Source organism: Sporosarcina ureae, from assembly GCF_002082015.1.
Lineage (GTDB): Bacteria > Bacillota > Bacilli > Bacillales_A > Planococcaceae > Sporosarcina > Sporosarcina ureae_A.
The window spans coordinates 492,647-518,209 of record NZ_CP015109.1 but is presented as its reverse complement, the minus strand read 5'-3'; the positions used below and the strand labels follow the sequence as shown (position 1 = coordinate 518,209).

Sequence of the window (25,563 nt, the reverse complement as noted above, 5' to 3'; positions counted from 1 at the left end):
GGAGCGATTGAATGGATATTGAACGAGTTTTACAAGTAGCGGCGAATAGTAAACTTATTTATCCTAGTGAAGAAAAGGCGCGCTCGACTTCAATTGGTAGCGCAGAAGCTTTCCAAGAACTTCTCCGGCAGTCCCAAGAAGATCCAGCTACATTTTGGGATCAGCAAGCCCGTGAGCTCGAATGGTATGAACCGTGGACAGAGACGATCAGCGGCACGCTTCCTGATTTCAAATTTTTCGTTGACGGCATGACCAATCCGAGCATCAATTTACTTGATCGGCATATACAAAACGGTGCCGGTAACCGGACAGCACTCATTTGGGAAAGCGAGAACGGTGATTCGAAGTTTTACACGTATTCGATGCTTCTTGCGGAAGTGAATCGTTTTTCCAATGTTCTTCGATCGTTCGGCGTGAAAAAAGGCGATTGTGTCGCGATTTATCTCCCGAACTTGGCGGAAGCGGTCATAGCGGTGCTTGCGTGTTTCCGTGTCGGAGCGATTTACAACGCAGTCTTTTCAGGCTATTCCGAGCGTTCTTTATCCGACCGGCTAGCAAGCTTTGAACCAAAAGTCATCGTCACAGCGGATGCGACAGTGCGTCGCGGCAAGGAAATCCGCTTGAAAGAAAAAGTCGATCAAGTGGCCCCTTCTACTTCTTCAGTTGAAGCAGTCATTGTCGTCAATCGTATGGGCATCGATATTGATATGCAAGAAGGCCGCGATTACTGGTGGCATGAACTGACGGAAAAAGCGAGCATTGATTGTGAACCCGAGCGTCTTGAAGCCAATGAGAACGGCATCGTTTTCTATACGAGCGGCACGACAGGTAAGCCGAAAGGGATCGTACATTCAGGAACGGCCTTCGTCGTGCAGAACTACGTCTACGCGAAGTACCATCTCGATCATCGCGATGATGACGTATTTTGGTGCACGGCGGATATCGGCTGGCTAACGATGCATATTTGGGGCATCGTGGGGTCTCTTGCGAACGGCGTCACGACAATCGTTTACGAAGGGGCAATCGATTATCCGGAAAAAACGCGTTTTTATCAAATCATTGAAAAATACCGAGTCAATAAATTATTTACCGCTCCGACAGCGTTGCGTATGTTGAAAAGCATGGGCGAGAAGCCGATCGAGCAGTTTGACTTGTCATGCCTTGACGTGATCGCACTCGTCGGTGAGCCGTTTGATGCGGAGACGTGGCAATGGACATATGAAGTGCTCGGTAAGAAAAAAGTCTATATTAACAACACGTGGGGACAGACCGAAACAGCCGGCTCGCCAATTGCAGGAGCAGCATGGCTGACACCGATGAAACCAGGCTCTTCCGGTCCGCCGTTTTTAGGCGCGGTGTTCGATGTGGTCAATGAAGCCGGTGAACCCGTGAAAGCGGGGCAACTCGGAAACTTGGTCATTAAAAAGCCGTTCCCGATGCTGTGCCGGACAATTTGGAGAGAACCGGAACGTTACTACGGTTCATACTACAGCCAAGTCGACGGTAGCTACTACGCAAGCGATCTCGCGCTAATTGATGAAGACGGCTATATTTGGGTAGTCGGCCGTTCCGACGATGCGTTCAACGTCGCAGGCCATCGTTTGAGCACAATGGAAATGGAAAGCGCTGTACTTGAAAGTTCAGGTGTGGCGGAGTGTGCAGTCATTGGCGTGCCAGATGAAATTAAAGGCGAAGTGCCTGTCGTTTTCGTCTGCCTTTCTGAGAATGCACCAGACGGACAGGAAGTCGTAGAACGGATTAAAGAAAACATCATCCGTCAGATCGGAAAAATTGCACAGCCGAAAGAAATTGTTATAACTGATACTCTGCCGAAAACGGTAAGCGGAAAAATTATGCGCCGCTTGATTAAGGAAATTGTTACGACGGGTAGTGTCGCAGGCGATGTGACAGGACTTGAAGATCCGTCGACAGTTGCGGAACTTCAGAGCGTCATGGAAGCGAAAACTGTGGGCAAATAAATGGACAGCGGAGCCGGTCATTTGGCGGCTAACCTCCTATTCTCCTAAATAGATGCATAGAAAAGCTTGATTACACGATAAATGGAAAGGGTGAACACTATGTTTAAAAAGATTTTGATTGCGAATCGCGGGGAAATAGCGGCCCGTATCATGCGTACATGCAGAGAGCTCGGTATTAAGACGGTCGGTGTCTATTCGGAAGCGGATGCGGATGCTGTCCATGTCAAGCAAGCTGATGAATCCTACTTGCTCGGTGGACCACGTGTAACGGAAAGTTATATGAAAATCGATAAAATTTTAGAAGCAGCGCATCAGTCGAAAGCAGAAGCAATCCATCCAGGTTATGGTTTGCTTTCTGAAAATGCTGAATTTGCCCGTCGCTGCGAAGAAGAAGGATTTGTGTTCATCGGGCCTTCGCCTGAAGTTATTTCTGAAATGGGTAGCAAAATTGCGTCGCGCAAAGCGATGGAAAAAGCGGGTGTTCCGGTCGTGCCGGGTGTCACTCGTTCGCTTGCAGACGCGGAAGATGCGATCGAAGCGGCGGAAACTATCGGTTACCCCGTTATGCTGAAGGCGTCTGCAGGCGGTGGTGGAATCGGTATGCAAGTCGTCTATAGCGCTGACGAAGTCCATAAAGCGTTCGAAGGCAATCAAAAACGAGCGTCTGATTTCTTCGGTGACGGTGCGATGTATATTGAGAAACTCGTCGAGAAGCCACGCCATATCGAAATTCAAATTTTAGCGGACAATGAAGGAAATACAGTGTACTTATGGGAGCGCGAATGCTCCATACAGCGTCGCCATCAAAAAGTATTGGAAGAAGCGCCATCTTCATTCATTTCAGAAGAGACCCGAAGAAAAATGGGCGAAGCAGCAGTAAAAGCAGCGAAGTCTATCGGCTATAAAAACGCAGGCACGATCGAATTTTTAGTCGACGCAGATCAAAACTTCTACTTTCTTGAAATGAATACACGACTGCAAGTAGAGCACCCGATTACGGAAGAAATTACGGGGCTTGACTTAGTGAAAGAGCAGCTTCATATCGCTGCGGGAAAAACACTTTCATTTGCGCAAGAAGACGTCAAGCGTAACGGGCACGCAATTGAAGTACGGATTTACGCAGAAGATCCGAAAACATTTTTCCCTTCACCGGGGACGATTACGAAACTGGAGCTACCGGAAGGGCCGGGCATACGCCACGAATTGGCAGTCCACAGCGAGTCAGTCGTTACCCCGTTTTACGACCCGATGATCGCGAAACTCGTCGTCAAAGGTACAGATCGTAGCGAAGCGATCGACCGGCTTAAGGAAGCGCTTTCGAACTACCACATCGAAGGCATCAAGACGAATATTCCGATGCTCCAGGAAGTAGCAGCGCATGAAGCATTCCATGTTGGGGATACGACGACGGAATTCGTGGAAAAATATTTAACAAAGAAAAAACAAAAACAAACGAAGTGACTCTTGGGAGGAATTATGATGACAGAAATTACAGCAAGCATGGCAGGGAGCGTTTGGAAAGTACTTGTAAAAGCAGGAGACGAAGTAGAAGAAGATCAAGATATTGCTATCTTGGAATCGATGAAAATGGAAATACCGATTGCTACTGATTTCGATGGTGTCGTGAAAGAAGTAAGAGTGAACGAAGGTGAATTCGTCAACGAAGGAGACGTCATCGCAGTCATTGAATAATTCCTGTAGAAGGAGATGAAACGATGAAATGGCCTGAAACAATTACGATTAAAGAAGTCGGACCGCGTGACGGACTGCAGAACGAAAAAATCTTTATTCCGACCGAAGATAAAATGGCTTGGATTAATATGCTGTCCAAAAGCGGACTCCCATCGATTGAAGTGACGTCTTTCGTCAATCCGAAATGGATTCCAGCACTTGCGGACGCAGGTGATGTGATGGCGGGTATTAAGCGAGAGCCGGGCGTCTCTTACTCGGCCCTCGTCCCGAACCGCCAAGGGCTTGAACGGGCTTTTGCATCGGATATCGATGAAGCAGCGGTGTTCATGTCGGCGAGCGAGACGCATAATTTGAAAAACATTAATAAAACGATCGCGGATACACTGCCCGTTTTAAATGAAATTGTTCAAGACGCGAATGCGGCAGGTAAGAAGACGCGAGGCTATGTGTCAACAGTGTTCGGCTGTCCGTACGAAGGAATGGTCGATACGGAAGCGGTCGTCCGCGTGTCGGAATCACTGTTTGACATGGGTATTGACGAATTATCGCTAGGTGATACGATCGGCGTTGCGAATCCACGGCAAGTCCAGGAAATGCTTGACGTGCTGCTGAAACGTTTTCCAGCAGACAAATTGGCTATGCATTTCCATGACACGCGTGGAACAGCTTTAGCGAATGTTTTAGCGTCGCTTGATATGGGCATTACAGTGTTCGACAGTTCAGCTGGCGGGCTTGGTGGTTGTCCGTACGCACCTGGTGCTTCAGGCAACGTAGCGACAGACGATTTATTGTATATGCTACACGGCATGGGTATTCATACCGGTGTCGATGAAGAGAAAATTTTAGCGGCATCCATGTTTATTCAAGAAAAAATCGGCAAGGTGCTTCCTAGTAAAAATTTGCAGGCTGCCGGTGCACATGATAAATGAAGGATGTGAAAAAATGGAGAATAAAGTGGTATATGAAAAGCGCAACTACGGAATTGCGGTCATCTTATTGAATCGTCCGGAAGCGGCAAATGCATTGTCAACTGAGATGCTGAATGGGCTTTACGATGCGCTGTTGGAATGCCGCTATGACCGGGAAATCCGGGCTATTATCATAACGGGCGCTGGCGAAAAAGCTTTTTGTGCAGGTGCTGATTTAAAAGAACGTGCAGGAATGAATCCGGTCGATGTGCGCAAGACAGTTTCATTGATCCGCCAGACGATTAACGGCATTGAATCACTGCCGCAGCCGGTCATCGCCGCAGTCAACGGCGTTGCGCTCGGTGGCGGGACAGAACTGGCACTGGCGTGTGACATCCGAATTGCAGCAGACTCGGCAAAGTTCGGATTAACCGAAACTTCGCTCGGCATTATTCCGGGAGCCGGTGGTACGCAGCGTCTACCGAGATTGATCGGCAAAGGACGGGCGAAAGAGCTTATTTTTACAGCGCGTAAAGTGGGAGCGGCAGAAGCATTGGAAATCGGGCTCGCTGAATACATTGCACCCCTCGATCAGCTGATGGATAAAGCGCTTGTCGTTGCGGGACAAATTGCAGCGAACGGTCCGCTTGCTGTCACGCAGGCCAAGTTCGCGATCGACCATGGGTATGACGTCGATCTGCAGACGGGACTCGCGATTGAACAGAACGCCTATGAAGTGACGATCCCTTCAAAAGATCGACTCGAAGGACTGCAGGCATTCAAGGAAAAACGCAAGCCTGTATACACTGGCGAATGATGAATAATCATAAGGGAGGCAGGACTATGACAACAGATACGAAATCTTTGCAGCAAACATTGAATGAAAGAGTAGAGCAAATTAAAAAAGGTGGCGCGCCGAAATACCATGACAAAAATACGGAACAAGGAAAAATGTTCGTCCGGGATCGCTTAAAATTGCTATTCGATTCAGAACTGGAAATTGAAGACGGCCAATTTGCGAACTGCATGGCGGGCGATCTTCCTGCTGACGGTGTTGTTACAGGCATGGGGAAGATTAACGGCCAAGTTGTTTGCGTCATGGCAAATGATTCTACAATCAAAGCAGGCTCATGGGGCGCAAGAACAGTGGAAAAAATTATCCGTATCCAGGAAACCGCTGAAAAATTGAATGTGCCGCTCGTTTATTTAGTTGATTCAGCAGGCGCACGGATTACGGATCAAGTCGAAATGTTCCCGGGTCGCCGTGGTGCAGGAAGAATTTTCTACAACCAAGTAAAATTATCCGGCCGGATTCCGCAAATCTGCGTCTTGTTCGGACCGTCAGCTGCTGGCGGTGCATATATCCCGGCGTTTTGCGATATCGTCATTATGGTCGACAAAAATGCTTCGATGTACCTTGGATCACCGCGTATGGCAGAAATGGTCATTGGCGAAAAAGTAACGCTTGAAGAAATGGGCGGCGCGCGCATGCACTGCTCAACTTCAGGATGCGGTGATGTGCTCGCGAAAAACGAAGAAGATGCAATTGCAGCGGCCCGGAGATATTTATCGTATTTCCCGGCAAACTTCTCAGAAAAGCCGCCTGTACGTGATGCAGTGTTGCCTAAACAGCTGGATAAAGCACTGGAAGAAATCATTCCGAAAAATGAAAACGCTCCGTTTAATATGCACGACTTGATCAAAGGGATTATCGATGAAGATTCATGGTTCGAAATTAAGAAACTGTTTGCAGGTGAGCTTATTACTGGTCTTGCGCGCATCGACGGAAAAGCAGTCGGCATTATCGCCAACCAGCCGCGTGTTAAAGGTGGCGTGCTATTCCATGACTCTGCCGACAAAGCGGCAAAGTTCATCAACCTTTGCGATGCATTCCACATTCCGCTACTTTTCTTAGTCGACGTACCTGGATTCATGATCGGAACGAAAGTAGAGCGTGCAGGCATCATCCGCCACGGTGCGAAAATGATTTCTGCAATGTCAGAAGCGACGGTGCCGAAAATTTCCGTTATCGTTCGCAAAGCATATGGCGCAGGGTTGTACGCCATGGCTGGGCCGGCATTTGAACCGGACGCATGTTTAGCGCTACCAACTGCTTCCATAGCGGTTATGGGACCCGACGCAGCGATCAATGCAGTCTACGCTAATAAAATTGCCGCGTTGCCTGAAGAAGAGCGCGCAGCGTATATTGAAGAGAAGCGCAACGAATACAAAGAGGATATCGACATTTACCATTTAGCTTCCGAAATGATTATCGATGGAATCATCCCAGCAGATTCACTGCGCGATGAGCTGATTACCCGCTACGAAGCGTACGCGACGAAATATATTCAGTTTACAGACCGCAAGCATCCCGTTTATCCGGTGTGATGGCAAGTGGCAGGCATTTGTCACTGTGTAGAGGGGCTTTTAATTAATTATTCAATTTTATATTTTCATGAATTGGTAAATAGAACGTATACACACAGTACGCAAACTATTGCTATGAATGCATTTTCATGTTTTCATGAGGCGTAATAGGTTGAAATCTAGAGGCGAATTAAAAAAGCACGTTAAACATTGTTAAATCAATGTTTATCGTGCTTTTTGTATAGAAATTCAAATAGTCACACTAAAATCCAAAAAGACAAAGAATTACACTATAAGAATAGACGGAATACGAATTTAATTATAGGTAAGTGAATAAAGGGGTGCCAATTATGCCTAGAATATATAATGACACGACACTAACCGGTGTCATAACTTAAAAAGTGTTATCGGAGGAATAGACAATGGCGGATATAACAGTAGATTTTCAATTTTCAAGTTCAATTGAAGAAGTGTGGAAGGCATTAACAGATTCAGAAATGCTGGCAAAATGGATTTGGAAAAATGACTTTGCACCAGTGATCGGAGAAAAGTTCCAATTTCGTTCTGAGCCAAATGAATGGTGGGATGGAATCATTCATGGCGAGGTGCTTGAAGTAGAAGAGCCTCATATTTTATCTTACACTTGGGCAAGTGCCGGAGAAACCACTACAATTACATGGACATTGTCAACAAGTTCAAATGGCGCTACACATGTGTATTTTGAACAAACTGGTTTTAGTGAAGAAACAAAAGCGACAAAAGGAGCTATTGAAGGAGCAAGATATAGTTGGATGAATTTTGGAGATCAACTTAAAAAAGTAGTAGAACAATGATTGCATGTGCTTTTAGCTAACTAAACAAGCTCTAATAGCGTATAATAAGTAAAGATAAACAGCTCACTAAATGGCCCTCTTTGCTAATTAGTGTTCTGTTTTACGATTTAAGGAAAACTGGAATTCATACATCTACTCTATTTAGATAGCAATCAAACATTTTTATTCAAAGATGAACTAGATAGTATTGATGACCAAGCATCGATAGGTGTAACGTACTTAAATTCAGGAAAGATGTTGTTACAAAAGGTTAGTGAGTACTTTAGGGGGATGTACATAATGGTTTTTTCAAAATATCTAGCAAGCATTGATGATCCAGACCATCGTGATCGGATAGAGGAAATTTTGAAATGGGTTGCTAATGAATTTCCCAATTTGGAACCAATAATCAAATGGAATACACCCATGTTTTCTGATCATGACACATTTATTATTGGTTTTTCTACAGCTAAGCATCATATAAGTGTTTCACCTGAACCGGCAGGGATAGCGAACTTTGCAGATGATATTGCACAGCTCGGCTACAGCGCGACTAAAGGCTTGTTTAGAATTCAGTGGAATGAACCGATCCATTACGATTTGCTTAAGAAGATTATTGAATTTAATATTCAGGATAAAGCAGATTGTAAAAGTTTTTGGCGGAAATAGAACAGTAAAAATAAAGTTTATGTAAAGAAAGGAAAGTTTAATGTGAAGGACATAAAGCCATTTTTAATGTTTCAAGGTGGGACCGCGGAAGAAGCTATGAAATACTACACCACTCTTATTGAGGATTCAGAAATTAAAAGCATTACTCGTTACGGACCTGAAGGACCTGGTGAAGAAGGTACAGTATTTCAAGCGGTATTTTCATTAAAAGGACAGGAGTTCATGTGTATCGATAGCCATATTGATCATGAGTTTACATTTACACCATCCTTCTCTATTTATTTAACATGTGATACTGAAGAGGAAATTGATAGTCTGTATGAAAAAATGATGCAAAATGGCACAGCACTCATGCCAATCAACAATTATGGGTTCAGTAAAAAGTTCGGATGGCTAAATGACCAGTTCGGCATTTCTTGGCAGTTGAATTTGCCAGAGTAATTCAGACGCAAATGGTCTGTGAGATATTTCATAATTGGCTACTTAACTAAAGTATGTAGGTTTTTTATAGACAATATAAACAGTAAACGCTGACTCATTTATAAAATATAAATGGGTTAGCGTTTTTTTATCGACAGTATTGTCGAAGTTTTATGAAAGTAAATCCAAGTTTTTTTGTCTATTTTGGTGTAATCCAGACGGAAGGGATCATACAAGTTAAATAGATAAAGTGTTATTGTACAACATATATTTATTGATAATCGATAAATTTATGTTAAAATGGAATTTATAATATAAAAGGTAAGTGAGGTGCTTTTTATGAAACGAGGAACGACACTGTTTTTAAAAATAGCCGTTGTATTTATTGGTATTCCAGTTCTAGCTTTATGCATATTTTTATTGCCACAGGTAGCTAGTGAAGCAAGTGAAGCAGCAGGAAGAGGTTGGGATTTTGCATATGTGGTATATAGTATTTTACTAGTCATGTATATTTCGGTGATCCCATTTTATTTTGCATTGTATCAAACCTTTTACTTATTAAGTTTTATTGACAAGAATCTAGCTTTCTCCGAGTTATCTGTTAGGTCTCTAAAGAAAATTAAATACTGTGCGATCACAATCAGTGGCTTGTATGTAGTAGCCTTTCCATTCCTCTTTATAATGGCAGAGATAGACGATGCCCCAGGACTGGTACTAGTCGGAATGATACCTATTTTTGCTTCCATGGTGATTGCGGTATTTGCTGCTGTTCTTCAAAGGCTTTTAAGTGAAGCTATAGATATAAAAGAGGAAAATGATTTAATAGTCTAAGCTGAGGTGAGTAACATGGTAATTATCATCAATATTGATGTAATGTTGGCTAAAAGGAAAATGAGTGTCACGGAACTTTCTGAGCGAGTTGGAATTACTATGGCAAACATTTCAATACTGAAGAACGGAAAGGCGAAAGCGATTCGACTATCGACTTTGGATGCGATTTGTAAGGCTTTAGAGTGTCAGCCTGGAGATATTTTGGAATATAAAATGGATGAAGACACTGTAAGCCCAGTAGATTAGAAAAAATTATTCAATTACCAGGCCTATAATTCAACAAATAATAAAATACTAAAAGATATAGAGCATTTCCGCGAAATATGGAATGCTCTATATTTTTGTCTATAACAAAATAGATGGATCGACCTGTTGAAGGTCCTATGTTGAAACTGCGATTTCTAGTAGAGAAAATAGGCTAATCGCGATATGATAGGAATAGCCCAAACTTTATTATTTCTAGGATAGAGTTTGTTATTCGTACAGATCAACTCGTTGTCAGATGTTAAGGGGGAATTAGTTTGGATATTTATCAAGAGTTTTCAGCGCGACATTTTGGGGCTTATTTGGATTCGGAAGAGTTCTTGGATTATATGTTGCGTCAGTGGTTGCTAAAAGGGCGTCATTTGGATGTGTGTCATGTCATCGACCATCCTTCGTTTACGAAAGTGATTAACGAATGCCGGGATGATGAACGGTACGCATTGCTCGTAGAACTATCCGATTTGTATGACAGTGAAATTACTTTAGCGAACCAATATAATGAAACTTTACTCGCGCTAGCTTATGGGGAAGAATTCGATCCGTTTGAGTTGGATCAGGATACTAAAGCTAAAGGGGATTGGCGGTACCATCTTTGGTTCTATTTCTTCAATAATGAAGGGTATGTGGCGGAATCTTGGCAACTGTTCAATTCAAAAATATATCCGTTATGTGCAACATTGAATAACACACGTGTTGAGCACATGCAGACACTTGCTAGGTATTTCAATGAACTTAGTGTATTAATGGATAAAACACGAGACCCCAATATTTTGGAAAGCGTAACGAAAAAGACCATCATGAATCTGTATGACCTATTTTTACAAGTTGTGCACAACGATACATTGATCGACTTTCCGACGAAGCGGAGTTTTTGTAAACGTTTGATTCATATGATGAAGTACAAGAAGATGCACAGTATTGGTCTGGAATTCTATATTACTTTCAATGATCTATTCAATCTAAATGATATACCAACCGTCATTAGCTTGGTAAACATTTCCAAATCCGCCTATGATTATCACGCGGTACATGTTTTGCACGGTGATATGCAAGCAGTTCAATATCGCATCGAGAAATATAAAGGAGATATCGTTTCCCAGTTAACGATAATTTCCGAGTACATATTACGCATGAAGAACGTAATTGAGGAGCAACATGGTGGGAAGATCAATGAGGATTCCTTTATACAGGCCGATTTCAATTTTTTCTTTTACGAATGTGGGATTGAAGAAATGTGTACAGCAAATTTTTCTGAATTACCGTTTGAAGATCAAGACGCTATACTAAGAAACTTACTGAATGCAATGATTTGTTTTTATAAGGCGGATAAAACATTAACTTCAGAAGAAGGCAATGTAAAAGAACCTGCTTTGAACTTATTGATAGGCTGGGAATTAGGAAATGAAGGTATGAAGTTAAGAAACCGTATCCTATCGTTGATACCTGACGAGGGAATTGGATACCGCGAGATTATGATTTCGGATGCCCTGACCCAATTAGATCAATATCTGACAGAGTTTTATTTGAATGATTTATCTCCAGCCGTGGAAGCGGTCCTACAAAAGGCTGAGCAATACGATCTGGAACCAATTGACCCTAAACAAGCGATGACATTGCTAGAAGAGACCTTTACATCACTGCATCCCCAGAGTGCGTTGATTTTCAATAAAGAAGAGAAAGAACGCTTTGAAATAGCTGGTAAAAAACTGCCACAATTATTGAAATCCAACGAAGTGAAACGACTATTAACGACTGCAGAAGTGAAATGGTATGAACTTGAAAGTGACTCTCAATCAGAAAGTCACCAAACCAGTCAAAAAGCGGCTTTTATTACAGCTGATTATGTAAAGGCAGTGGAAGAGTTCTTCAGTCATGTTCTAGTTAAAGCTCGTGCTGATAAACAGACGATGCCCTTAATAGATGTAGCGATGCCAGAATCAGGATTGACCTCTGTCGAGATCGGCAGTGAAGAGTACTATCATTATGTCACGCTCGGTAGTTTCTATCATTATATTAGTGCAAACGGGACGAGTCTATTGAAGGAAAGTGTAGATAAAGTACATGTCGTAGAGTACCTCACACACTGGGTTGATAGTATTCGTGCTTCCTCATTCGATAAAGAGGCTGAGTTGACAATCGAGACGGCACAAGTTTTAAGAAGAGAAACGATAATCCTACTTAGGCGCCTGGTTGCAGACTTTACGAATTAATTCTCAAGCTTCAAATAAACTATGAACCCTAAATCAATTCGTTGACTATATACCTGCAGGGGTATATAGTTTTCTTGAGATGAATGACTAAATAAGGGGATGGCAAGATGAAGATTGTTGTAATAGGTGGAGTAGCAGGTGGGGCTTCAACAGCTGCACGTATTCGACGAATGGATGAGCAAGCGGAAATCATTATGTTTGAAAAAGGTCCGCATGTTTCTTTTTCTAACTGTTCTTTACCGTTTTATCTCAGTGGAATTGTAGAAGATAGTGATCAGCTCGTATTAATGGATCCGGTAGCTATTAAAAATAAATATAATATCGAAGCGCGTGTTAAACAAGAAGTGATAGCGATTAATCGTAAAGAAAAAACGGTGTGTGTTTCGAATGTGCTGACAGGAGAAACGTATGAAGAGAGCTACGATCGTCTAGTGCTCTCTCCAGGAGCAAGTCCAATCGTTCCGAATTTGGAAGGTGTAGATTCGAAACACGTTTTTACTGTTCGAAACGTGGAAGATATTGAGCGTCTGAACAACTATGTAGAGACGAAAGACATAGACAATATAGCTGTCATCGGTGGTGGATTCATCGGTGTAGAAGTGGCAGAGAACTTAAAGCTCGCCGGACGGAATGTCTCAATAATTGAATTTGCTAACCAGGTCATGATGCCTTTTGATTATGATATGGCTCAAATATTGCATAAGGAACTAATGGATAAAGGGATTGAAGTGATTGTAGAGGATGGATTGGTGAAAATCGATGATAGCCATGTTACCTTAAATTCTGGCAAGCAAGTTGCTGCCCAAGTGATTGTCCTAGCAATTGGTGTTCGTCCCGAGACAACGCTTGCGAAAGAAGCGGATCTTGAAATTGGAGAGCTTGGCGGTATTAAAGTAGACGCCAATTACCGGACAAACGATCAATCGATTTATGCAGTGGGAGATGCCATTGAAGTGTATCACCAGTTACTTCATAAACCGACGAGACTGGCTTTAGCAGGTCCTGCTCAACGTCAAGCACGTGCCGCAGCGGATCATATGTATGGTATACCTCATCAAAACAAAGGCGTCATCGGTTCATCAAGTATCCAAATTTTCGACTTGGTAGCAGCTTCTACAGGTCTCAATGAGAAAATGGCGACTTCTGCAGGAATCCAGCATGACAGCGTGTATATTATTGCACCTGATAAAGTTTCCTTAATGCCTACTAGTAACCCACTCCATTTCAAATTAGTTTTTGAATTACCGACAGGGAAAATATTAGGAGCTCAGGCAATTGGTAAAGGAAATGCGGATAAGCGGATTGATGTCATCGCGACACTCATCTCGATGGGTGGAACGCTGGAGGATTTAAAAGAGCTTGAGCTGACCTATTCACCTATGTACAGTACAGCTAAAGACGTTGTCAACCTAGCTGCACTTGTTGCGCTTAATATTCTATACGGCCGTTATGAGCAAGTTCATGTTTCAGAAGTGCGTGAATTAGTAGAGCAAAACGCTGTAATTATTGACGTGCGTGAGGAAAATGAATTTGCGAAAGGACACATATTAAATGCGGTCAATATTCCACTCAGCCAACTCCGTGATCGTATGGAAGAAGTGCCAAAAGACGTGCCTGTTTATGTTCATTGCCGTTCTTCTCAACGTAGTTACAATGCATTGATGGCCTTGCAAAACAGCGGTTTTGATAACATTGTGAATATATCAGGTTCTTTCCTCGGTATATGCTTATATGAATTCTTCAATGATGTGGTCTTGGATCGAGAGAAAATTGTGACGGAATATAACTTTTATTAACTGTAGTATATGGCCTAGGCTCTTCGTCAGAGCTTGGATCTTTTTTATGTACTGTATATTTGATTTGGTTTACGAAGAATGCATAAAGGGCGCTAGCAAAGTAGAAGAAAAGTTAGGAGACTATAATGTATGAGGAAAATTGCTTTATACGTGTTTTGTCTGTTATTCATAGCGGCAGGAATCGGTCACTTCGCAATAGAATCAGTATTTACAAGCATGATGCCCGAGTGGGTACCGTTTAGAAAAGCCGTTGTGTACATATCGGGTGTAATGGAAATCGCATTGGCTATTGGATTATTCATGAAGCGAACACGCTATGTTACAGGTTTTTTAATCGCGATATTTTTAGTAGTTGTATTCCCGGTTAATATATACATGGCTTTTACAGCTGTGAATTATGATGTATCCGCAACAGCACTGTGGCTAAGGCTTCCGCTGCAATTTGTATTGATTTGGTGGGTATTGAAAGTACGAAAGGTCTAAAAGCAAAAGAACACACAAAACCAAAAGTAGTTTTGTGTGTTCTTTTTATTGTATTTCTAAATAAGCATTCCGGATCGTCAAATATTCACCGTTCTTTATATCAACAGATGTTTCACCTTCTACTACATCGCTTACGAGAAGATCCATCATATCCTGTCGGCTATTTTTGCTGATTTCATAAAATCCTATATCGCTTTGATCATCTACCATCAATGTATAAGAACCAGGAGGAATATCTGTACCTACTTTGTACTGGCCATCTTTATATATTCCATTTTCCGGTTTAATACTAGGTGCGGAAGCTACAGGATACATTTCTCCACCTTTTAGCGTAAAGTATTCTCCTTGGTGTAATGTCACGTATGTATGAGAACGTCCATCCAGTGCAACGTTGAATACAATACTGTCAGGATTGCCTGATTGATCCGTAGTATTTTCCAAGAGTGTAACGCCATTAGAAAAAACGAGGTACTCACCTGGTTCAATATCAGTTCCTATTTGATATGTACCATCTGTAATGGAAGTCACAGTGGACGGGTTGGTTTGTTTTTTCGGTTCTGTTGGCTTAGGTGTTGTTGCTGACGGCTGTGTCGAAGTTGCACCAGAAACAGTGTTAGATGGCTGTGTAGGCTCTTCTTTCATTGGTTCATCAGGTATTGTTGCATCATTTTTGGTTTCATTCTCTTGGGGCTTTTCCTTCTTGTCATTTTCTGAGTGTGTAGATTCATCAGATGGTTCTGTTGGTTTTTCTTGTGTCGGTGTTTCGATTGAAGCTGGCTTTTCTGTTGTAATTTCAGGGGTTTCTTTGTTGCTAATAATGGCTATAATTAATGCTACGAGTAATACAGCTGCACCCGCTACAACCCACCATATTTGTTTTTTATTCATATAGTATGTACCCTCACTTTTTACATTGTATCTATATAATACATGATAATCCTTGACAGAATCTACCTATTAGGTAGTTTTTTAAGCAAAGAAATTGATTGTTTACCAGCCTACCTATAAATTGGAACGTAACAAAGTATTCAAAGATCGGGTACAGGTAGTAAGAATGAAATCTTAAGGAGGAATTATGATGAAAATTAAAGGTCTTCACCATATGTCAGCCATTACAGCGGATGCGAAGAAAAATTTAGACTTTTATACGAATGTTTTGGGAATGAGATTGGTGAAAAAGACTGTCAATCAAGACTCGCCTTCTATGTATCATTTATTTTATGCAGACGAGAAAGGGAGTCCTGGAACGGATGTGACGTTTTTCGAAATTCCCCGTGCTGGAAAGACATATAGAGGAACAAACAGTATCTCTGCTACTTCGCTACGTGTACCAACTGATCAAGCGTTGAAGTATTGGAAATCCAGATTTGAAGAATTTCACGTACCGCACGAAGAGATACGAGAGCAAGCAGGGAGATTCGTGTTGCCTTTTCAAGATTTTGAAGGTCAAAGACTCGTACTGATTTCAGATGAAAACAATACAGGTGTTGCAGGGGGCATTCCATGGGATCAGAGTCCTGTACCAAAAGAATATGGCATCGTTGGATTGGGACCTTCACGGTTCACTGTGGAAAACGTAGATGAAACGACAGCGCTTCTCACAAATATTTTAGGGTTTGAAGAAAAGGAACGTTATGCTTCTGAAACTGAAGGGCAACCCGATATTATTATTTTTGAAACGGGCGAAGGAGGAACCGGGGCTGAAATCCACCTGGAACAACGAACAGATCTTCCACGAGAACGTCCGGGAAGAGGCAGTGTTCATCATATTGCATTACGTGTGGAAGATGAAGATGAATTAAATGAATTTATTCATAAGTTGAATGACAATGGCATTCCCAATTCTCAATATGTAGATAGATATTATTTTCATTCAGTCTATTTAAAAGATCCGAATGGTTTGACGATTGAAATAGCCACGGATGGACCGGGGTTTGCTACGGATGAGGAAGTTGAACATTTAGGGGAAATTTTGGCATTGCCGCCATTCCTCGAACATCGTCGTGAAGAAATCGAAAGTCGTTTGGAACCTTTGTGAGAGGTGTATGTTTAATTCGTTTTTACATTTGAGAGAGAAAGTCCAGCGCGAGAAGTTAGCTTGTTGCGCTGAACTTTGAAGATACGTTGAAAGAACAACGAGATCTTGCATAAACTATCATGTGGATATCCCTAATGGAGAGTGAACTAGTGAATACTTTAAAGTCGTATTTGACTGAATATTTTAATGGGATTGAATTGGCACCTGCTCTATTTTACGAAACAAGTAAAGCTATTCGCTTTGAAATTTCACAATCTATTGCGTTTAGTGAGCCCGATTTCTTAAAGCAAGCATTTTATCGATCCATTACGTTATTTGAAGCGGTATTTGAACACGAAGAGGAAATTATGATGATCACGGATGTCCATACAAACAATCATTTTCTACGTGAAAGACCATTGAATGTTTATTCTAAGTATATAAAACGAAAAGAATTGGTTTATAAATTGCGTTTTTCTACAATTCCGAATCCCCATGGTCATGAGGAGGAAGGAATTCTCACGCGTCGATTTATGCTTACTTGTAAGAAACAGGATATTCGGTATAAGCAATTGCTGAAAGCGATTTGTTATGAAGATTTTGCTGATCCCACAACCATTTTGAGACGCAACCCTGAAAGTGATTATGATATTTTCTTCATCAACTTATCGAAAAACATCATCTATCATCTATACGATGATCGAGGGTGTGATATCATAGCGGCTGACAAAGAATCTATTCGATATCTCTATGAACAATACACTGATTGGATTCTTGATTATGATAAGCAAGAGGTGGATAAAGTTTTTGCATAGAAAAATAGAGGTTTTATGTATGGAATCAAATGTCTATTCAGATCAGTTGAAGCGCTTATAAATTATACAGATGGCATTTATCTGTTAACAGGAAGTAACTGCTGTCGGAGTCCGTTTTTATTTATAAGAAAAGAAATCAGCAATCGGATGGATTTAGTGGTATACTAGCCAAGTATAATTTACAAGCGAGTAGGTGAAAGACATGATCGAAGTAAAACTTTCTCCGATTGGTGAAGGGGAATTCAATAAAGGAGTATTCGCGAAATGCGATATTAAAGAAGGACAGCTGTTACACGAGGCACCCGTTATCTCCTATCCAAATGAACAACATCAACATATTGAAAAAACCGTCCTAGCTGACTATGCTTTTGAGTATGGAGAAAACCATACGGCGATCTTGCTTGGCTACGGAATGTTATTCAATCATTCCTATGAACCGAATGCAACCTATGATATTAATTTCGATCACCATACATTTGATTTCTTTGCTTATAAAGATATCAAAGCTGGCGAAGAGATTTTGATTAACTATAATGGCGACGTAGACGATGATGAACAATTATGGTTTAATGAAGATTATGATGGTACCGCTAATGATTAATTAAAAGCATGAGAACACTTTGAGTCAGCAAATGAATCGAAGTGTTTCTCATTTCTATCATGTCCTAGTAGCTCAGCTGGATAGAGCAACGCCCTCCTAAGGCGTAGGTCGGGGGTTCGAATCCCTTCTGGGACGTCCTAAATAGGTAGCAAATATTGCATGTTAAGACCCTTCTAACTTTACTGTGTTAGAAGGATTTTTATTATGAGTTTTAAAAACTAATTTTTATTCTACCATAATATTCTTCTCGGTTAAGTTGTACGAGGTGAAAGTAAAGCCTTGCTAAATAATAGCTAAGCGTTTAATATGATAATTATATCTATTTATTCTGAACATACCAACTGGTTAGTACGCAGAAAATTTTTTATGTAACGGAGTAAAAAAGCTATTTATAGAAAAGGGGAAATAGACATGACTGTTCTAGATTTGTTTAATTTAAAGGGTAAAACGGCAGTAGTTACTGGTGGCGGAAGAGGGTTGGGTGCACAAATTGCAAGAGGATTTGCAGAAGCGGGAGCGAATGTTGTGGTCTGTTCGCGCAAAGTAGAATCTTGTATGGACATGAGTCGAGAGTTAGAAAAGCTAGGTGTGAGATCAATAGGTTTAGCTTGCGATGTGGCCAATGAGGAAGATGTGAAAAGAGTAGTTGAAGAGACCGTAAAGGAATTTGGAACCGTTGATATTCTGGTGAATAATAGCGGTGCCACATGGGGTGCGCCAACTATTGATATGCCGATCGAAGCCTTTCAGAAAGTGCTGAACGTAAACGCAACAGGAACATTTATCATGAGCAGAGAAGTGGGAAAAGTCATGATCAAGCAAAATAGCGGAAAGATCATTAATATTGCTTCAGTTGCAGGACTTGGCGGTACACATCCAGATTTTATGGATACGATTGGTTATAATACTAGCAAAGGTGCAGTCATTGTATTGACTAAAGATTTAGCAGCAAAATGGGGACGATATAATATTAACGTGAATGCAATTGCCCCAGGATTCTTCCCAACGAAAATGTCGAATGTCACAATTGAAAACGGTCGTGAATACATCTTAAATGGAACACCGTTAAATCGATTGGGTAACGAAGATGATTTAAAAGGTGTAGCTGTATTTTTAGCATCAAAAGCATCTGATTACATGACAGGGGACGTATTAGTGGTAGATGGTGGTATGAGTAGCCAAATCTAGTAAGCGAAAATTGAGACGAAATCTTCACATATATGATTGATAAAGGAGAGAACGTACATGTCTAATCAAAATCAGCTCTATCATGGTGCTGCTTTTCTATATCGCCCAACCTTACCATATGAAGTATTTACTCCAGAAGAATTTACTGACGAACATCATATGATTGCACATACAGCAAAAAACTTTATACAAAAAGAAGTACATCCGTGGAATAAAGAAATTGAAAAACAAGATTTTGCTTTAGTGAAATCATTGTTAACGAAGGCAGGAGATCTCGGTTTATTAGCACATAGTATACCGGTAAAATATGGCGGGCTAGGTCTCGATAAAATTACTAAAGGACTCGTAGGTGAGCATTTAGGCTCTGCGGGAGGATATAGTGTGGCGCATTCCAATCATACATGTATAGCTACACTACCTATCACGTATTTCGGAACGCAGTGGCAAAAAGAATACTATTTACCCAAATTGGCATCTGGTGAATTTATTGGTGCTTATTGTTTAACAGAGCCCACTTCAGGTTCTGATGCATTATCGGCAAAAACAACAGCTAAGTTAAACGAAGAGGGCACACATTACATGTTGAACGGCTCCAAATTGTATATTACAAATGCTGCTTTTTCCGATACATTTATCGTATATGCAAAAGTAGACGGTACATCATTTACCGCATTTATTGTAGAGAAAGATTTCCCGGGAATTACTCTTGGCCCGGAAGAGCAGAAAATGGGGATCAAAGGTTCATCCACGACTGCAGTGTATTTTGAAAATTGTGAAGTTCCTGTGCGTAATCTGTTGGGAGAAGTGGGGAAAGGTCACCATATTGCATTGAACGTACTCAATTTAGGGCGTTTTAATTTAGGTTCTGCAACAATGGGTGCTTCAAAGTTTAGCATGAAATTAGCAATTGATTATACAAAAGAGCGCAAGCAATTCGGAAAATCTATCGCTGAATTTACTGCTACAAAAGAAAAGGTAGGAGATATGACGACGCGGATTTATGCTGCAGAGTCGCTTCAGTACAGAACTGCCTCTCTTTTAGAGGATGCACTTGGTGATATGGAGCATTCAGAGGATCATCGTCTTCTTGCCAAACGGATGATGGAGTATGCCGTAGAATGTGCGATTTGTAAAGTATATGGTTCTGAAACACTAGATCGAGTAGCCGATGAGTCATTGCAGCTTCACGGAGGGTACGGGTATATCAAAGAGTATGCAATTGAACAAGTGTACCGTGATTCCCGTATTAATCGAATCTTCGAAGGGACGAATGAAATTAATCGGTTGCTCATTCCCATGTCCTTACTAAGTCAAGCGTCTAAAGGAATGGTTCCACTTCAGGAATTGGTAGAAGAAGCGAGTAAAGCACTGACCCACCCAGCAACTCTCCAAAGCACTGAACTTTCAAGAGAACAACAAGCAGTTGCGTTAGTAAGAAATATTTGCTTACTTAGTATCGGTCTCACGTATCAAAAGTATGGAGACAATATTGTCAATGAGCAGGAAGCTCTCATGAAACTTGCCGATCTAGCAATTGATCTCTATGCAATGGAATCAGCGGTCTTACGGACAGTTAAGGCGATAGAGTCTTCACATATCAAATCTGCCTCGCTAAAAATTAAAATAACAGAAGTGCTTGTGACGGATACATTGCTACAAGCAGAAATGAATGCAAGAAAACTACTTTCTAGTATTGCTTCAGGAGATTCTAAAAAATATATTTTGAACAATATATTTAATAGATGTAGTGAATTAATGGTTGAAAATACAGTGGAAACAAAACGTGAAATTGCAGACGCAGTTAACCAGGCAGAAAATTATATTTCATAAAGGGGAAGATGACATGAAAGCAATTCAATTAGAACAGTATGGAGGGCCAGAAGTTCTTCAACTTGTAAAAATGGATAAACCAGCTGTAGGGGATCAAGATGTACTAGTGGAAATTAAAGCCATTGGTGTGAATTATGCAGATGTTGCACGCCGTGAAGGAAAGTATGTAGTACCGACACCACTTCCTTTTGTTCCAGGAGCTGAGGTGGCAGGGGTTATTACGGAAGTCGGAAAAGACGTGAAGCGTTTTAAGCCAGGCATGCGAGTTGTATCACTCATTGAATCGTCAGGCTATTCCGAATATGCAGCAATCCCAGAAATGACACTTGCACCGATTCCAGACGGCGTGGAATATACCGACGCAGTCGCGCTACCTCTTCAAGGTCAGACGGCATATCACATCTTAAAGACTATGGGGCGATTAGAAAAAGGAGAAACAGTTCTTGTACATGCAGCAGCAGGTGGTGTAGGAGCGATCGCAGTGCAATTAGCAAAACTGTTTGGCGCCGGCAAAGTTATTGCTACAGCGAGTAGTGAGGAAAAGCTAGCACATGCAAAAGAAATGGGTGCAGATCATCTAGTCAACTACACAGAAGAAGGCTGGGAATTAAAGGTGCGGGAATTGACGGATGGTAAAGGTGTAGATGTGGCGCTAGAGATGGTCGGGGGAGACATATTTAGAAAAACACTAAAATGTCTTGCACCATTTGGACGCATGGTAGTCTTTGGCGCGGCAAGCGGAGAACGGTCTCCAATGGATGCGGGAGAATTAATGCAACGGAATCAATCTGTCGTTGGCTTTTTCTTGCCGCAAATTATGAAAAACTTTGAAGTATATCAAAATAGCTTTAAAGAGTTACTAGACTATGTACGAAATGGAGACCTACAACTAACAATAGGTGGGACATTTGATTTGGAAGAGGCAGCAGAAGCACAGCGACAATTGCAAGGTAGGAAGACAATGGGGAAATTAGTGTTAACCACGTAATATAAAATAGAAAATGTAAATTGAATTTCATGTAGGATCACAAGAAATGTTTCATATTATTGAAGAGCTACATGAATGAGGCTAGGCAAAAGTGTAATCCATACTGGTATATAAATAATGTAACGAAAAAAATAAGCTGTTCCGGTCTGTTGGATGACTGGAACAGCTTATTCTTCTGTATTCGTATACCGTTTTAGAATTGCTGGTCTTGAATATATGGTTGATCTTCTGCATATTCTCCATCTTGTTCGCTTCCATCGTCTGCGGATTTATCCTCGATCGATAAAAACTCTCGTAATGCTTGTTTGTTCTGTTCTAGGTTAATCTCGAGAACAGCACCAACGTCTGTACGTAGGTCCCCAAATGATCCTTCTACAGGAATACGCAGTGATTCCATTTCGTTATTCTTTCCGCCAGTCAACATACCTTTAGCAATAGTGAAGATAGTTTTACTGTCGATGTTCGTATCAATATATGGATCAATAACACCCATTAGTTTTGGTATATTGACGAGCGTTTGTAGACTCATCGCTTCGTCTTTTAGTTTTGCTAACGCTTCTTGCTGACGTTCCACACGACCGTAATCACTGTGGATGTCGTGGCGGAAGCGGACGTAACCGAGTAATTGATCTCCATTTAATCTTTGCTTGCCAGGGTAGAGTGTTAAACCTAAGCCGTGTGACATTTCATATGGAATATCGACTTCAATACCGTCAGGTGCAATGACATCGACGATTTTAGAGAAACCTTCGAAATTAACAATTGCGTAATATTGTACATCCACGTCAAAATTATGCTTAATCGTTTGTCGTACTAATTCAGGTCCACCGAGTGCATAAGCAGCATTGATCTTTTCCATGCCGTGGCCTGGAATGTCGACATATGTATCACGCATTAGAGAGATTAACTTTACTTTGTTTGTTGTCTGGTCGTAGTGGCCAATCATTAAAGCGTCTGAACGAGTATCATCTTCATCGCCTCTTGCGTCATCACCAATCAATAATACGTTAATTTCACCGAATTGTGATTCGCTACCTTCAAAGTCGTCAAAGGCGGAATTTCTATCAGAAAAGGTATTACTGCTATCGCTAAGTTCTGTATGTATTTCATTTGTATTGCCACCATTCGCAAGGGACAGGCCGTTGGAATATTGTGCAGCAACATATCCGCCACCCGCTAAAAATAGCATAGTGAATACCATGAATAGTAACCGTTTATATTTTCTTTTAAGTTTTTTCTTACGACGCTTTCCAGTTTCTTTATTTTCCATTAATGTCACACCTACTCATCTGATTATGTATTCCTTGTTAGTACGCTTGAAGCAATTTGGACCGCGATCGCATCGTCCAGATACCCGACCGCAAAAATGTAATCGGGGATGATATCCACAGGAACGATAAAGTACAATAGAGCACTACCGATCACAGTTAGATCACGTTTTGCAACATCTTGCATTGTAAACCGGGTAAATAAGTCTTTTATTTGATCGATGAATGGACCTACTCCGCCTGCCTGTTTTAACTTCTTATCGAAGTCATATAAAATTCTGTTTCTTCCTTCCGTCGTCTGAACATACGCTTCGTAACTTGTAAGTTGAAGTTGAACTTTTTCGATAGAGAGATCCGCAGATAGAAGTTCCGACGTGTTGACCAAATGTTGAATGGTTTCATCATAATCAGAACGTATCGTGTGTTTATGATCAACCGGATAGCCCGCCGCCTGAAGTAGTTTGGCTAATGGGATTTCCAAAATGCTCGCAAATTTCTCTAAATGGTCTAGTGTTGCTTTGCGCTTGTCGTTGATGATCCTAGAGATAGTTGAAGTATCAATATCTGTAAGTTCGCTTAGTTTGCGCATGGACAATGAACGTTCTTTTAAAACATCACGCAATAATTGCCCGATAGACAGACCAAGACTACCTTCTGACATGACACTACCCCTCCATTTCTACAACAACTGTTAAAATATCTACTTCTTTAAAAGAATAATTGTTTGTTGGCAAATTGTCAACGGTTATAAGTAGGGAACTTTTTTTGTCGAAAAACGTCTGCATTTGACTCTGTAAAATTTTTCTGAAATCTCCATCGATAAGTTTTGTTGTGTCTTCCATTCAGTATCTAAGGATGATCACATATGGAATATCGTTCAAGGAACCGTAAACAGGTTGGGTATGGTTGTTCAATCAGCACATAGTACGATAAAACTTGGCGGAGAAGGTATTCACGACGTTGATGAGCGTGGTAAACTCTATTACGGTGGAGCTTTCGGAAGTTCGGTAAGCTCCTCTTAAAAATGAGCGACATCGGTAACGATTCTTTTCGGTAATTCAATGAAGTGTACATTATACGTCTTCACAAGGAATTGATTTTCGAAGAGGTATCCGTATATAACTAATGTAAAAGAGGGGAAGGAATCCTATGCAAGATATGATAGCGAAATGCAGGTTAGAAGTCGAAGGCATTTACAATCAATTTGATGCGAGTCATGATCTCGACCATATTGATCGCGTAATGAAAAATGCAGAGAAAATTTTAGCTACAGAAGCTGGTGCAGATGAACTAGTTGTACGATTAGCAGTTCTGTTGCATGACGTAGAAGATGCGAAATATGAAGAGATGCAAAAGGTTACTACAATGGAGTTGCTTGAAAAAATAGGTGCGACTCAACAGATTACAGATAACGTGATGTCTGCGATTGAAAGTGTGTCCTTCAGTGGCGGCAACGCAAAAGATATTACATCGATAGAAGGCGCTATTGTCAGAGATGCTGACCGCTTGGATGCCATCGGGGCAGTAGGAATTGCGCGTGCATTTGCATTCGGCGGAGCCCGCGGCAGGAAACTGTATGATCAGCAAGAAGAAGCGCGAATGGATATGTCAGAATCAGAATATCGTAAAAAAGAAACAGCTACAGTTACGCATTTTTACGAGAAGTTATTATTACTAAAAGAATTGATGGTCACGAAAGAAGGCACCCGTTTAGCGAGAGAACGACATGACTTCATGGAAAATTTCTTGCATCAACTAAAAATAGAAATAGATTGAAAAATAGATTGCCAATTTTGAACTCGATAGGATAGAATGAAGTAACTAGCAATCACAATCTATCCGATAGAGAAAAAGGTGACGTCTTGGACAGAAATAATCGATTATTCATCATTACACTCGTTGCCATCGCCTTGTTTACATTAGGTGGATTCGCGGTACAAAAAGGACTCATCACATTTTAGTATGAAAACGAATATTCAAAGCTCATCGGTCATAATAGATCGAGAGCTTTTTTATTTAGTTTCAATGATTCAACAATAGTAATTTTGAAACTAAAATTGGGTAACTACTAGATATGTCTGATATTTCGACATGTACATTATAGGCTTTTTACTACTTTTGTAGTCGTGCCCGTTCCCGTACCCTAATGCTTTACTTCTTCTGTCTAATCTCGCTCAGTAAGTCATCGATCTGTTTCTGCATTTTAGTCAATTGATCTTCTTCAACTTCCTCATCTTCTAATGCAAGATAAGCAGCAAGTGCAGAGAGCGCTTGGCCAAATAAGCCGATAGATTCACCAAGCAATGCTAATTTTGCGAGTTGTTTTTCTCTTTCACGCATAGGCATCCTCCTTAGCCCTTTCCTTTAAGTTATGATGAATTCTGTATTGCCGTTCAAGCGCGAGAACAACAAAAAGAAGTATAAA

At 41.2% G+C, this 25,563-nt stretch carries 25 protein-coding genes and 1 tRNA gene; 22 read left to right on the top strand and 4 right to left on the bottom strand.

Annotated elements, in window-relative coordinates; translation table 11 throughout:
* The first annotated feature begins 11 nt into the window (after window positions 1-11).
* From acs to SporoP17a_RS02535, 14 genes are all read left to right on the top strand, one after another.
* A complete protein-coding gene (acs, locus tag SporoP17a_RS02600; RefSeq protein WP_083032043.1) occupies window positions 12-1,979 on the top strand; it encodes an acetate--CoA ligase in 1,968 nt (655 codons plus the stop codon).
* 99 nt (window positions 1,980-2,078) lie between these two features.
* Window positions 2,079-3,440, top strand: coding sequence for an acetyl-CoA carboxylase biotin carboxylase subunit (locus SporoP17a_RS02595; protein WP_083032040.1), 1,362 nt, complete (start codon window positions 2,079-2,081; stop codon window positions 3,438-3,440).
* A gap of 18 nt (window positions 3,441-3,458) precedes the next feature.
* On the top strand, window positions 3,459-3,671 hold the full coding sequence (locus SporoP17a_RS02590; protein ID WP_083032037.1) for an acetyl-CoA carboxylase biotin carboxyl carrier protein subunit: 213 nt from the start codon (window positions 3,459-3,461) through the stop codon (window positions 3,669-3,671).
* Window positions 3,672-3,694: 23 nt separating this feature from the next.
* On the top strand, window positions 3,695-4,600 hold the full coding sequence (locus SporoP17a_RS02585; RefSeq protein WP_083032035.1) for a hydroxymethylglutaryl-CoA lyase: 906 nt from the start codon (window positions 3,695-3,697) through the stop codon (window positions 4,598-4,600).
* A 13-nt stretch (window positions 4,601-4,613) separates the two neighbouring features.
* Window positions 4,614-5,396 (top strand): enoyl-CoA hydratase, encoded by a 783-nt coding sequence (locus SporoP17a_RS02580; protein ID WP_083032032.1) that lies wholly within the window; start codon window positions 4,614-4,616, stop codon window positions 5,394-5,396.
* Between the two features lie 26 nt (window positions 5,397-5,422).
* Complete coding sequence (locus SporoP17a_RS02575; RefSeq protein ID WP_083032029.1) at window positions 5,423-6,967, top strand: acyl-CoA carboxylase subunit beta; 1,545 nt, start codon at window positions 5,423-5,425, stop codon at window positions 6,965-6,967.
* Window positions 6,968-7,368: 401 nt separating this feature from the next.
* Window positions 7,369-7,779, top strand: a complete 411-nt coding sequence (locus SporoP17a_RS02570; RefSeq protein WP_083032026.1) for an SRPBCC family protein — start codon at window positions 7,369-7,371, stop codon at window positions 7,777-7,779.
* Window positions 7,780-8,055: 276 nt separating this feature from the next.
* Window positions 8,056-8,427: an iron chaperone gene (locus SporoP17a_RS02565; RefSeq protein WP_083035851.1), complete on the top strand. Its 372-nt coding sequence runs from the start codon at window positions 8,056-8,058 to the stop codon at window positions 8,425-8,427.
* A gap of 42 nt (window positions 8,428-8,469) precedes the next feature.
* Complete coding sequence (locus SporoP17a_RS02560; RefSeq protein ID WP_083032023.1) at window positions 8,470-8,868, top strand: VOC family protein; 399 nt, start codon at window positions 8,470-8,472, stop codon at window positions 8,866-8,868.
* A 318-nt stretch (window positions 8,869-9,186) separates the two neighbouring features.
* Window positions 9,187-9,678: a DUF2975 domain-containing protein gene (locus SporoP17a_RS02555; RefSeq protein ID WP_083032020.1), complete on the top strand. Its 492-nt coding sequence runs from the start codon at window positions 9,187-9,189 to the stop codon at window positions 9,676-9,678.
* A 15-nt stretch (window positions 9,679-9,693) separates the two neighbouring features.
* Window positions 9,694-9,924: a helix-turn-helix domain-containing protein gene (locus SporoP17a_RS02550; RefSeq protein ID WP_083032017.1), complete on the top strand. Its 231-nt coding sequence runs from the start codon at window positions 9,694-9,696 to the stop codon at window positions 9,922-9,924.
* A gap of 275 nt (window positions 9,925-10,199) precedes the next feature.
* Window positions 10,200-12,152: a hypothetical protein gene (locus SporoP17a_RS02545; protein ID WP_083032014.1), complete on the top strand. Its 1,953-nt coding sequence runs from the start codon at window positions 10,200-10,202 to the stop codon at window positions 12,150-12,152.
* A 107-nt stretch (window positions 12,153-12,259) separates the two neighbouring features.
* Window positions 12,260-13,948, top strand: coding sequence for an FAD-dependent oxidoreductase (locus SporoP17a_RS02540; RefSeq protein WP_083032012.1), 1,689 nt, complete (start codon window positions 12,260-12,262; stop codon window positions 13,946-13,948).
* Window positions 13,949-14,077: 129 nt separating this feature from the next.
* Entirely contained in the window at window positions 14,078-14,431 is a 354-nt protein-coding gene (locus SporoP17a_RS02535; RefSeq protein ID WP_083032010.1) for a DoxX family protein, read from the top strand.
* Window positions 14,432-14,476: 45 nt separating this feature from the next.
* Here the strand turns inward: SporoP17a_RS02535 and SporoP17a_RS02530 are convergent, their stop codons facing one another.
* Window positions 14,477-15,319 (bottom strand): Rv1352/Rv1906c domain-containing protein, encoded by an 843-nt coding sequence (locus tag SporoP17a_RS02530; protein WP_083032007.1) that lies wholly within the window; start codon window positions 15,317-15,319, stop codon window positions 14,477-14,479.
* Window positions 15,320-15,509: 190 nt separating this feature from the next.
* Between SporoP17a_RS02530 and SporoP17a_RS02525 the strand changes: the two genes are divergently transcribed.
* The 7 genes from SporoP17a_RS02525 to SporoP17a_RS02495 all read left to right on the top strand — a co-directional run bounded on the left by SporoP17a_RS02525 (window position 15,510) and on the right by SporoP17a_RS02495 (window position 21,870).
* The gene (locus tag SporoP17a_RS02525) at window positions 15,510-16,469 is read left to right on the top strand and encodes a ring-cleaving dioxygenase (protein WP_083032005.1); all 960 of its coding nucleotides are present in this window, start codon (window positions 15,510-15,512) and stop codon (window positions 16,467-16,469) included.
* 149 nt (window positions 16,470-16,618) lie between these two features.
* Entirely contained in the window at window positions 16,619-17,263 is a 645-nt protein-coding gene (locus tag SporoP17a_RS02520) for a DUF3885 domain-containing protein (protein ID WP_237262365.1), read from the top strand.
* 202 nt (window positions 17,264-17,465) lie between these two features.
* Window positions 17,466-17,864, top strand: a complete 399-nt coding sequence (locus SporoP17a_RS02515) for an SET domain-containing protein (protein ID WP_083031999.1) — start codon at window positions 17,466-17,468, stop codon at window positions 17,862-17,864.
* A 61-nt stretch (window positions 17,865-17,925) separates the two neighbouring features.
* Window positions 17,926-17,999, top strand: a tRNA-Arg gene (locus tag SporoP17a_RS02510).
* 276 nt (window positions 18,000-18,275) lie between these two features.
* A complete protein-coding gene (locus tag SporoP17a_RS02505; protein ID WP_083031996.1) occupies window positions 18,276-19,052 on the top strand; it encodes an SDR family oxidoreductase in 777 nt (258 codons plus the stop codon).
* 57 nt (window positions 19,053-19,109) lie between these two features.
* Window positions 19,110-20,882 carry an acyl-CoA dehydrogenase family protein gene (locus SporoP17a_RS02500; RefSeq protein ID WP_083031993.1) on the top strand — a complete coding sequence of 591 codons (1,773 nt, stop codon included), beginning with the start codon at window positions 19,110-19,112 and terminating at the stop codon, window positions 20,880-20,882.
* 13 nt (window positions 20,883-20,895) lie between these two features.
* A complete protein-coding gene (locus SporoP17a_RS02495; RefSeq protein WP_083031990.1) occupies window positions 20,896-21,870 on the top strand; it encodes a quinone oxidoreductase family protein in 975 nt (324 codons plus the stop codon).
* A gap of 193 nt (window positions 21,871-22,063) precedes the next feature.
* Here SporoP17a_RS02495 and SporoP17a_RS02490 read toward each other — a convergent pair whose 3' ends face one another.
* Complete coding sequence (locus tag SporoP17a_RS02490) at window positions 22,064-23,140, bottom strand: LCP family protein (protein WP_083031987.1); 1,077 nt, start codon at window positions 23,138-23,140, stop codon at window positions 22,064-22,066.
* Window positions 23,141-23,163: 23 nt separating this feature from the next.
* Window positions 23,164-23,799, bottom strand: coding sequence for a DUF1232 domain-containing protein (locus SporoP17a_RS02485; RefSeq protein WP_083031984.1), 636 nt, complete (start codon window positions 23,797-23,799; stop codon window positions 23,164-23,166).
* Between the two features lie 488 nt (window positions 23,800-24,287).
* Here SporoP17a_RS02485 and SporoP17a_RS02480 point away from each other — a divergent pair, with 488 nt between their 5' ends.
* A complete protein-coding gene (locus tag SporoP17a_RS02480; protein ID WP_083031981.1) occupies window positions 24,288-24,914 on the top strand; it encodes an HD domain-containing protein in 627 nt (208 codons plus the stop codon).
* A 375-nt stretch (window positions 24,915-25,289) separates the two neighbouring features.
* Here the strand turns inward: SporoP17a_RS02480 and SporoP17a_RS02475 are convergent, their stop codons facing one another.
* The gene (locus tag SporoP17a_RS02475; RefSeq protein WP_083031978.1) at window positions 25,290-25,478 is read right to left on the bottom strand and encodes a hypothetical protein; all 189 of its coding nucleotides are present in this window, start codon (window positions 25,476-25,478) and stop codon (window positions 25,290-25,292) included.
* Window positions 25,479-25,563 lie beyond the last annotated feature (85 nt).

Excerpts from the sequence above, each read along its gene's own strand:
- acs (WP_083032043.1), top strand. The coding sequence starts at position 12 with ATGGATATTGAACGAGTTTTACAAGTAGCGGCGAATAGTAAACTTATT.
- SporoP17a_RS02595 (WP_083032040.1), top strand. The coding sequence starts at position 2,079 with ATGTTTAAAAAGATTTTGATTGCGAATCGCGGGGAAATAGCGGCCCGT.
- SporoP17a_RS02590 (WP_083032037.1), top strand. The coding sequence starts at position 3,459 with ATGACAGAAATTACAGCAAGCATGGCAGGGAGCGTTTGGAAAGTACTT.
- SporoP17a_RS02585 (WP_083032035.1), top strand. The coding sequence starts at position 3,695 with ATGAAATGGCCTGAAACAATTACGATTAAAGAAGTCGGACCGCGTGAC.
- SporoP17a_RS02580 (WP_083032032.1), top strand. The coding sequence starts at position 4,614 with ATGGAGAATAAAGTGGTATATGAAAAGCGCAACTACGGAATTGCGGTC.
- SporoP17a_RS02575 (WP_083032029.1), top strand. The coding sequence starts at position 5,423 with ATGACAACAGATACGAAATCTTTGCAGCAAACATTGAATGAAAGAGTA.
- SporoP17a_RS02570 (WP_083032026.1), top strand. The coding sequence starts at position 7,369 with ATGGCGGATATAACAGTAGATTTTCAATTTTCAAGTTCAATTGAAGAA.
- SporoP17a_RS02555 (WP_083032020.1), top strand. The coding sequence starts at position 9,187 with ATGAAACGAGGAACGACACTGTTTTTAAAAATAGCCGTTGTATTTATT.
- SporoP17a_RS02550 (WP_083032017.1), top strand. The coding sequence starts at position 9,694 with ATGGTAATTATCATCAATATTGATGTAATGTTGGCTAAAAGGAAAATG.
- SporoP17a_RS02540 (WP_083032012.1), top strand. The coding sequence starts at position 12,260 with ATGAAGATTGTTGTAATAGGTGGAGTAGCAGGTGGGGCTTCAACAGCT.
- SporoP17a_RS02535 (WP_083032010.1), top strand. The coding sequence starts at position 14,078 with ATGAGGAAAATTGCTTTATACGTGTTTTGTCTGTTATTCATAGCGGCA.
- SporoP17a_RS02530 (WP_083032007.1), bottom strand. The coding sequence starts at position 15,319 with ATGAATAAAAAACAAATATGGTGGGTTGTAGCGGGTGCAGCTGTATTA.
- SporoP17a_RS02525 (WP_083032005.1), top strand. The coding sequence starts at position 15,510 with ATGAAAATTAAAGGTCTTCACCATATGTCAGCCATTACAGCGGATGCG.
- SporoP17a_RS02515 (WP_083031999.1), top strand. The coding sequence starts at position 17,466 with ATGATCGAAGTAAAACTTTCTCCGATTGGTGAAGGGGAATTCAATAAA.
- SporoP17a_RS02505 (WP_083031996.1), top strand. The coding sequence starts at position 18,276 with ATGACTGTTCTAGATTTGTTTAATTTAAAGGGTAAAACGGCAGTAGTT.
- SporoP17a_RS02500 (WP_083031993.1), top strand. The coding sequence starts at position 19,110 with ATGTCTAATCAAAATCAGCTCTATCATGGTGCTGCTTTTCTATATCGC.
- SporoP17a_RS02495 (WP_083031990.1), top strand. The coding sequence starts at position 20,896 with ATGAAAGCAATTCAATTAGAACAGTATGGAGGGCCAGAAGTTCTTCAA.
- SporoP17a_RS02490 (WP_083031987.1), bottom strand. The coding sequence starts at position 23,140 with ATGGAAAATAAAGAAACTGGAAAGCGTCGTAAGAAAAAACTTAAAAGA.
- SporoP17a_RS02485 (WP_083031984.1), bottom strand. The coding sequence starts at position 23,799 with ATGTCAGAAGGTAGTCTTGGTCTGTCTATCGGGCAATTATTGCGTGAT.
- SporoP17a_RS02480 (WP_083031981.1), top strand. The coding sequence starts at position 24,288 with ATGCAAGATATGATAGCGAAATGCAGGTTAGAAGTCGAAGGCATTTAC.
- SporoP17a_RS02475 (WP_083031978.1), bottom strand. The coding sequence starts at position 25,478 with ATGCGTGAAAGAGAAAAACAACTCGCAAAATTAGCATTGCTTGGTGAA.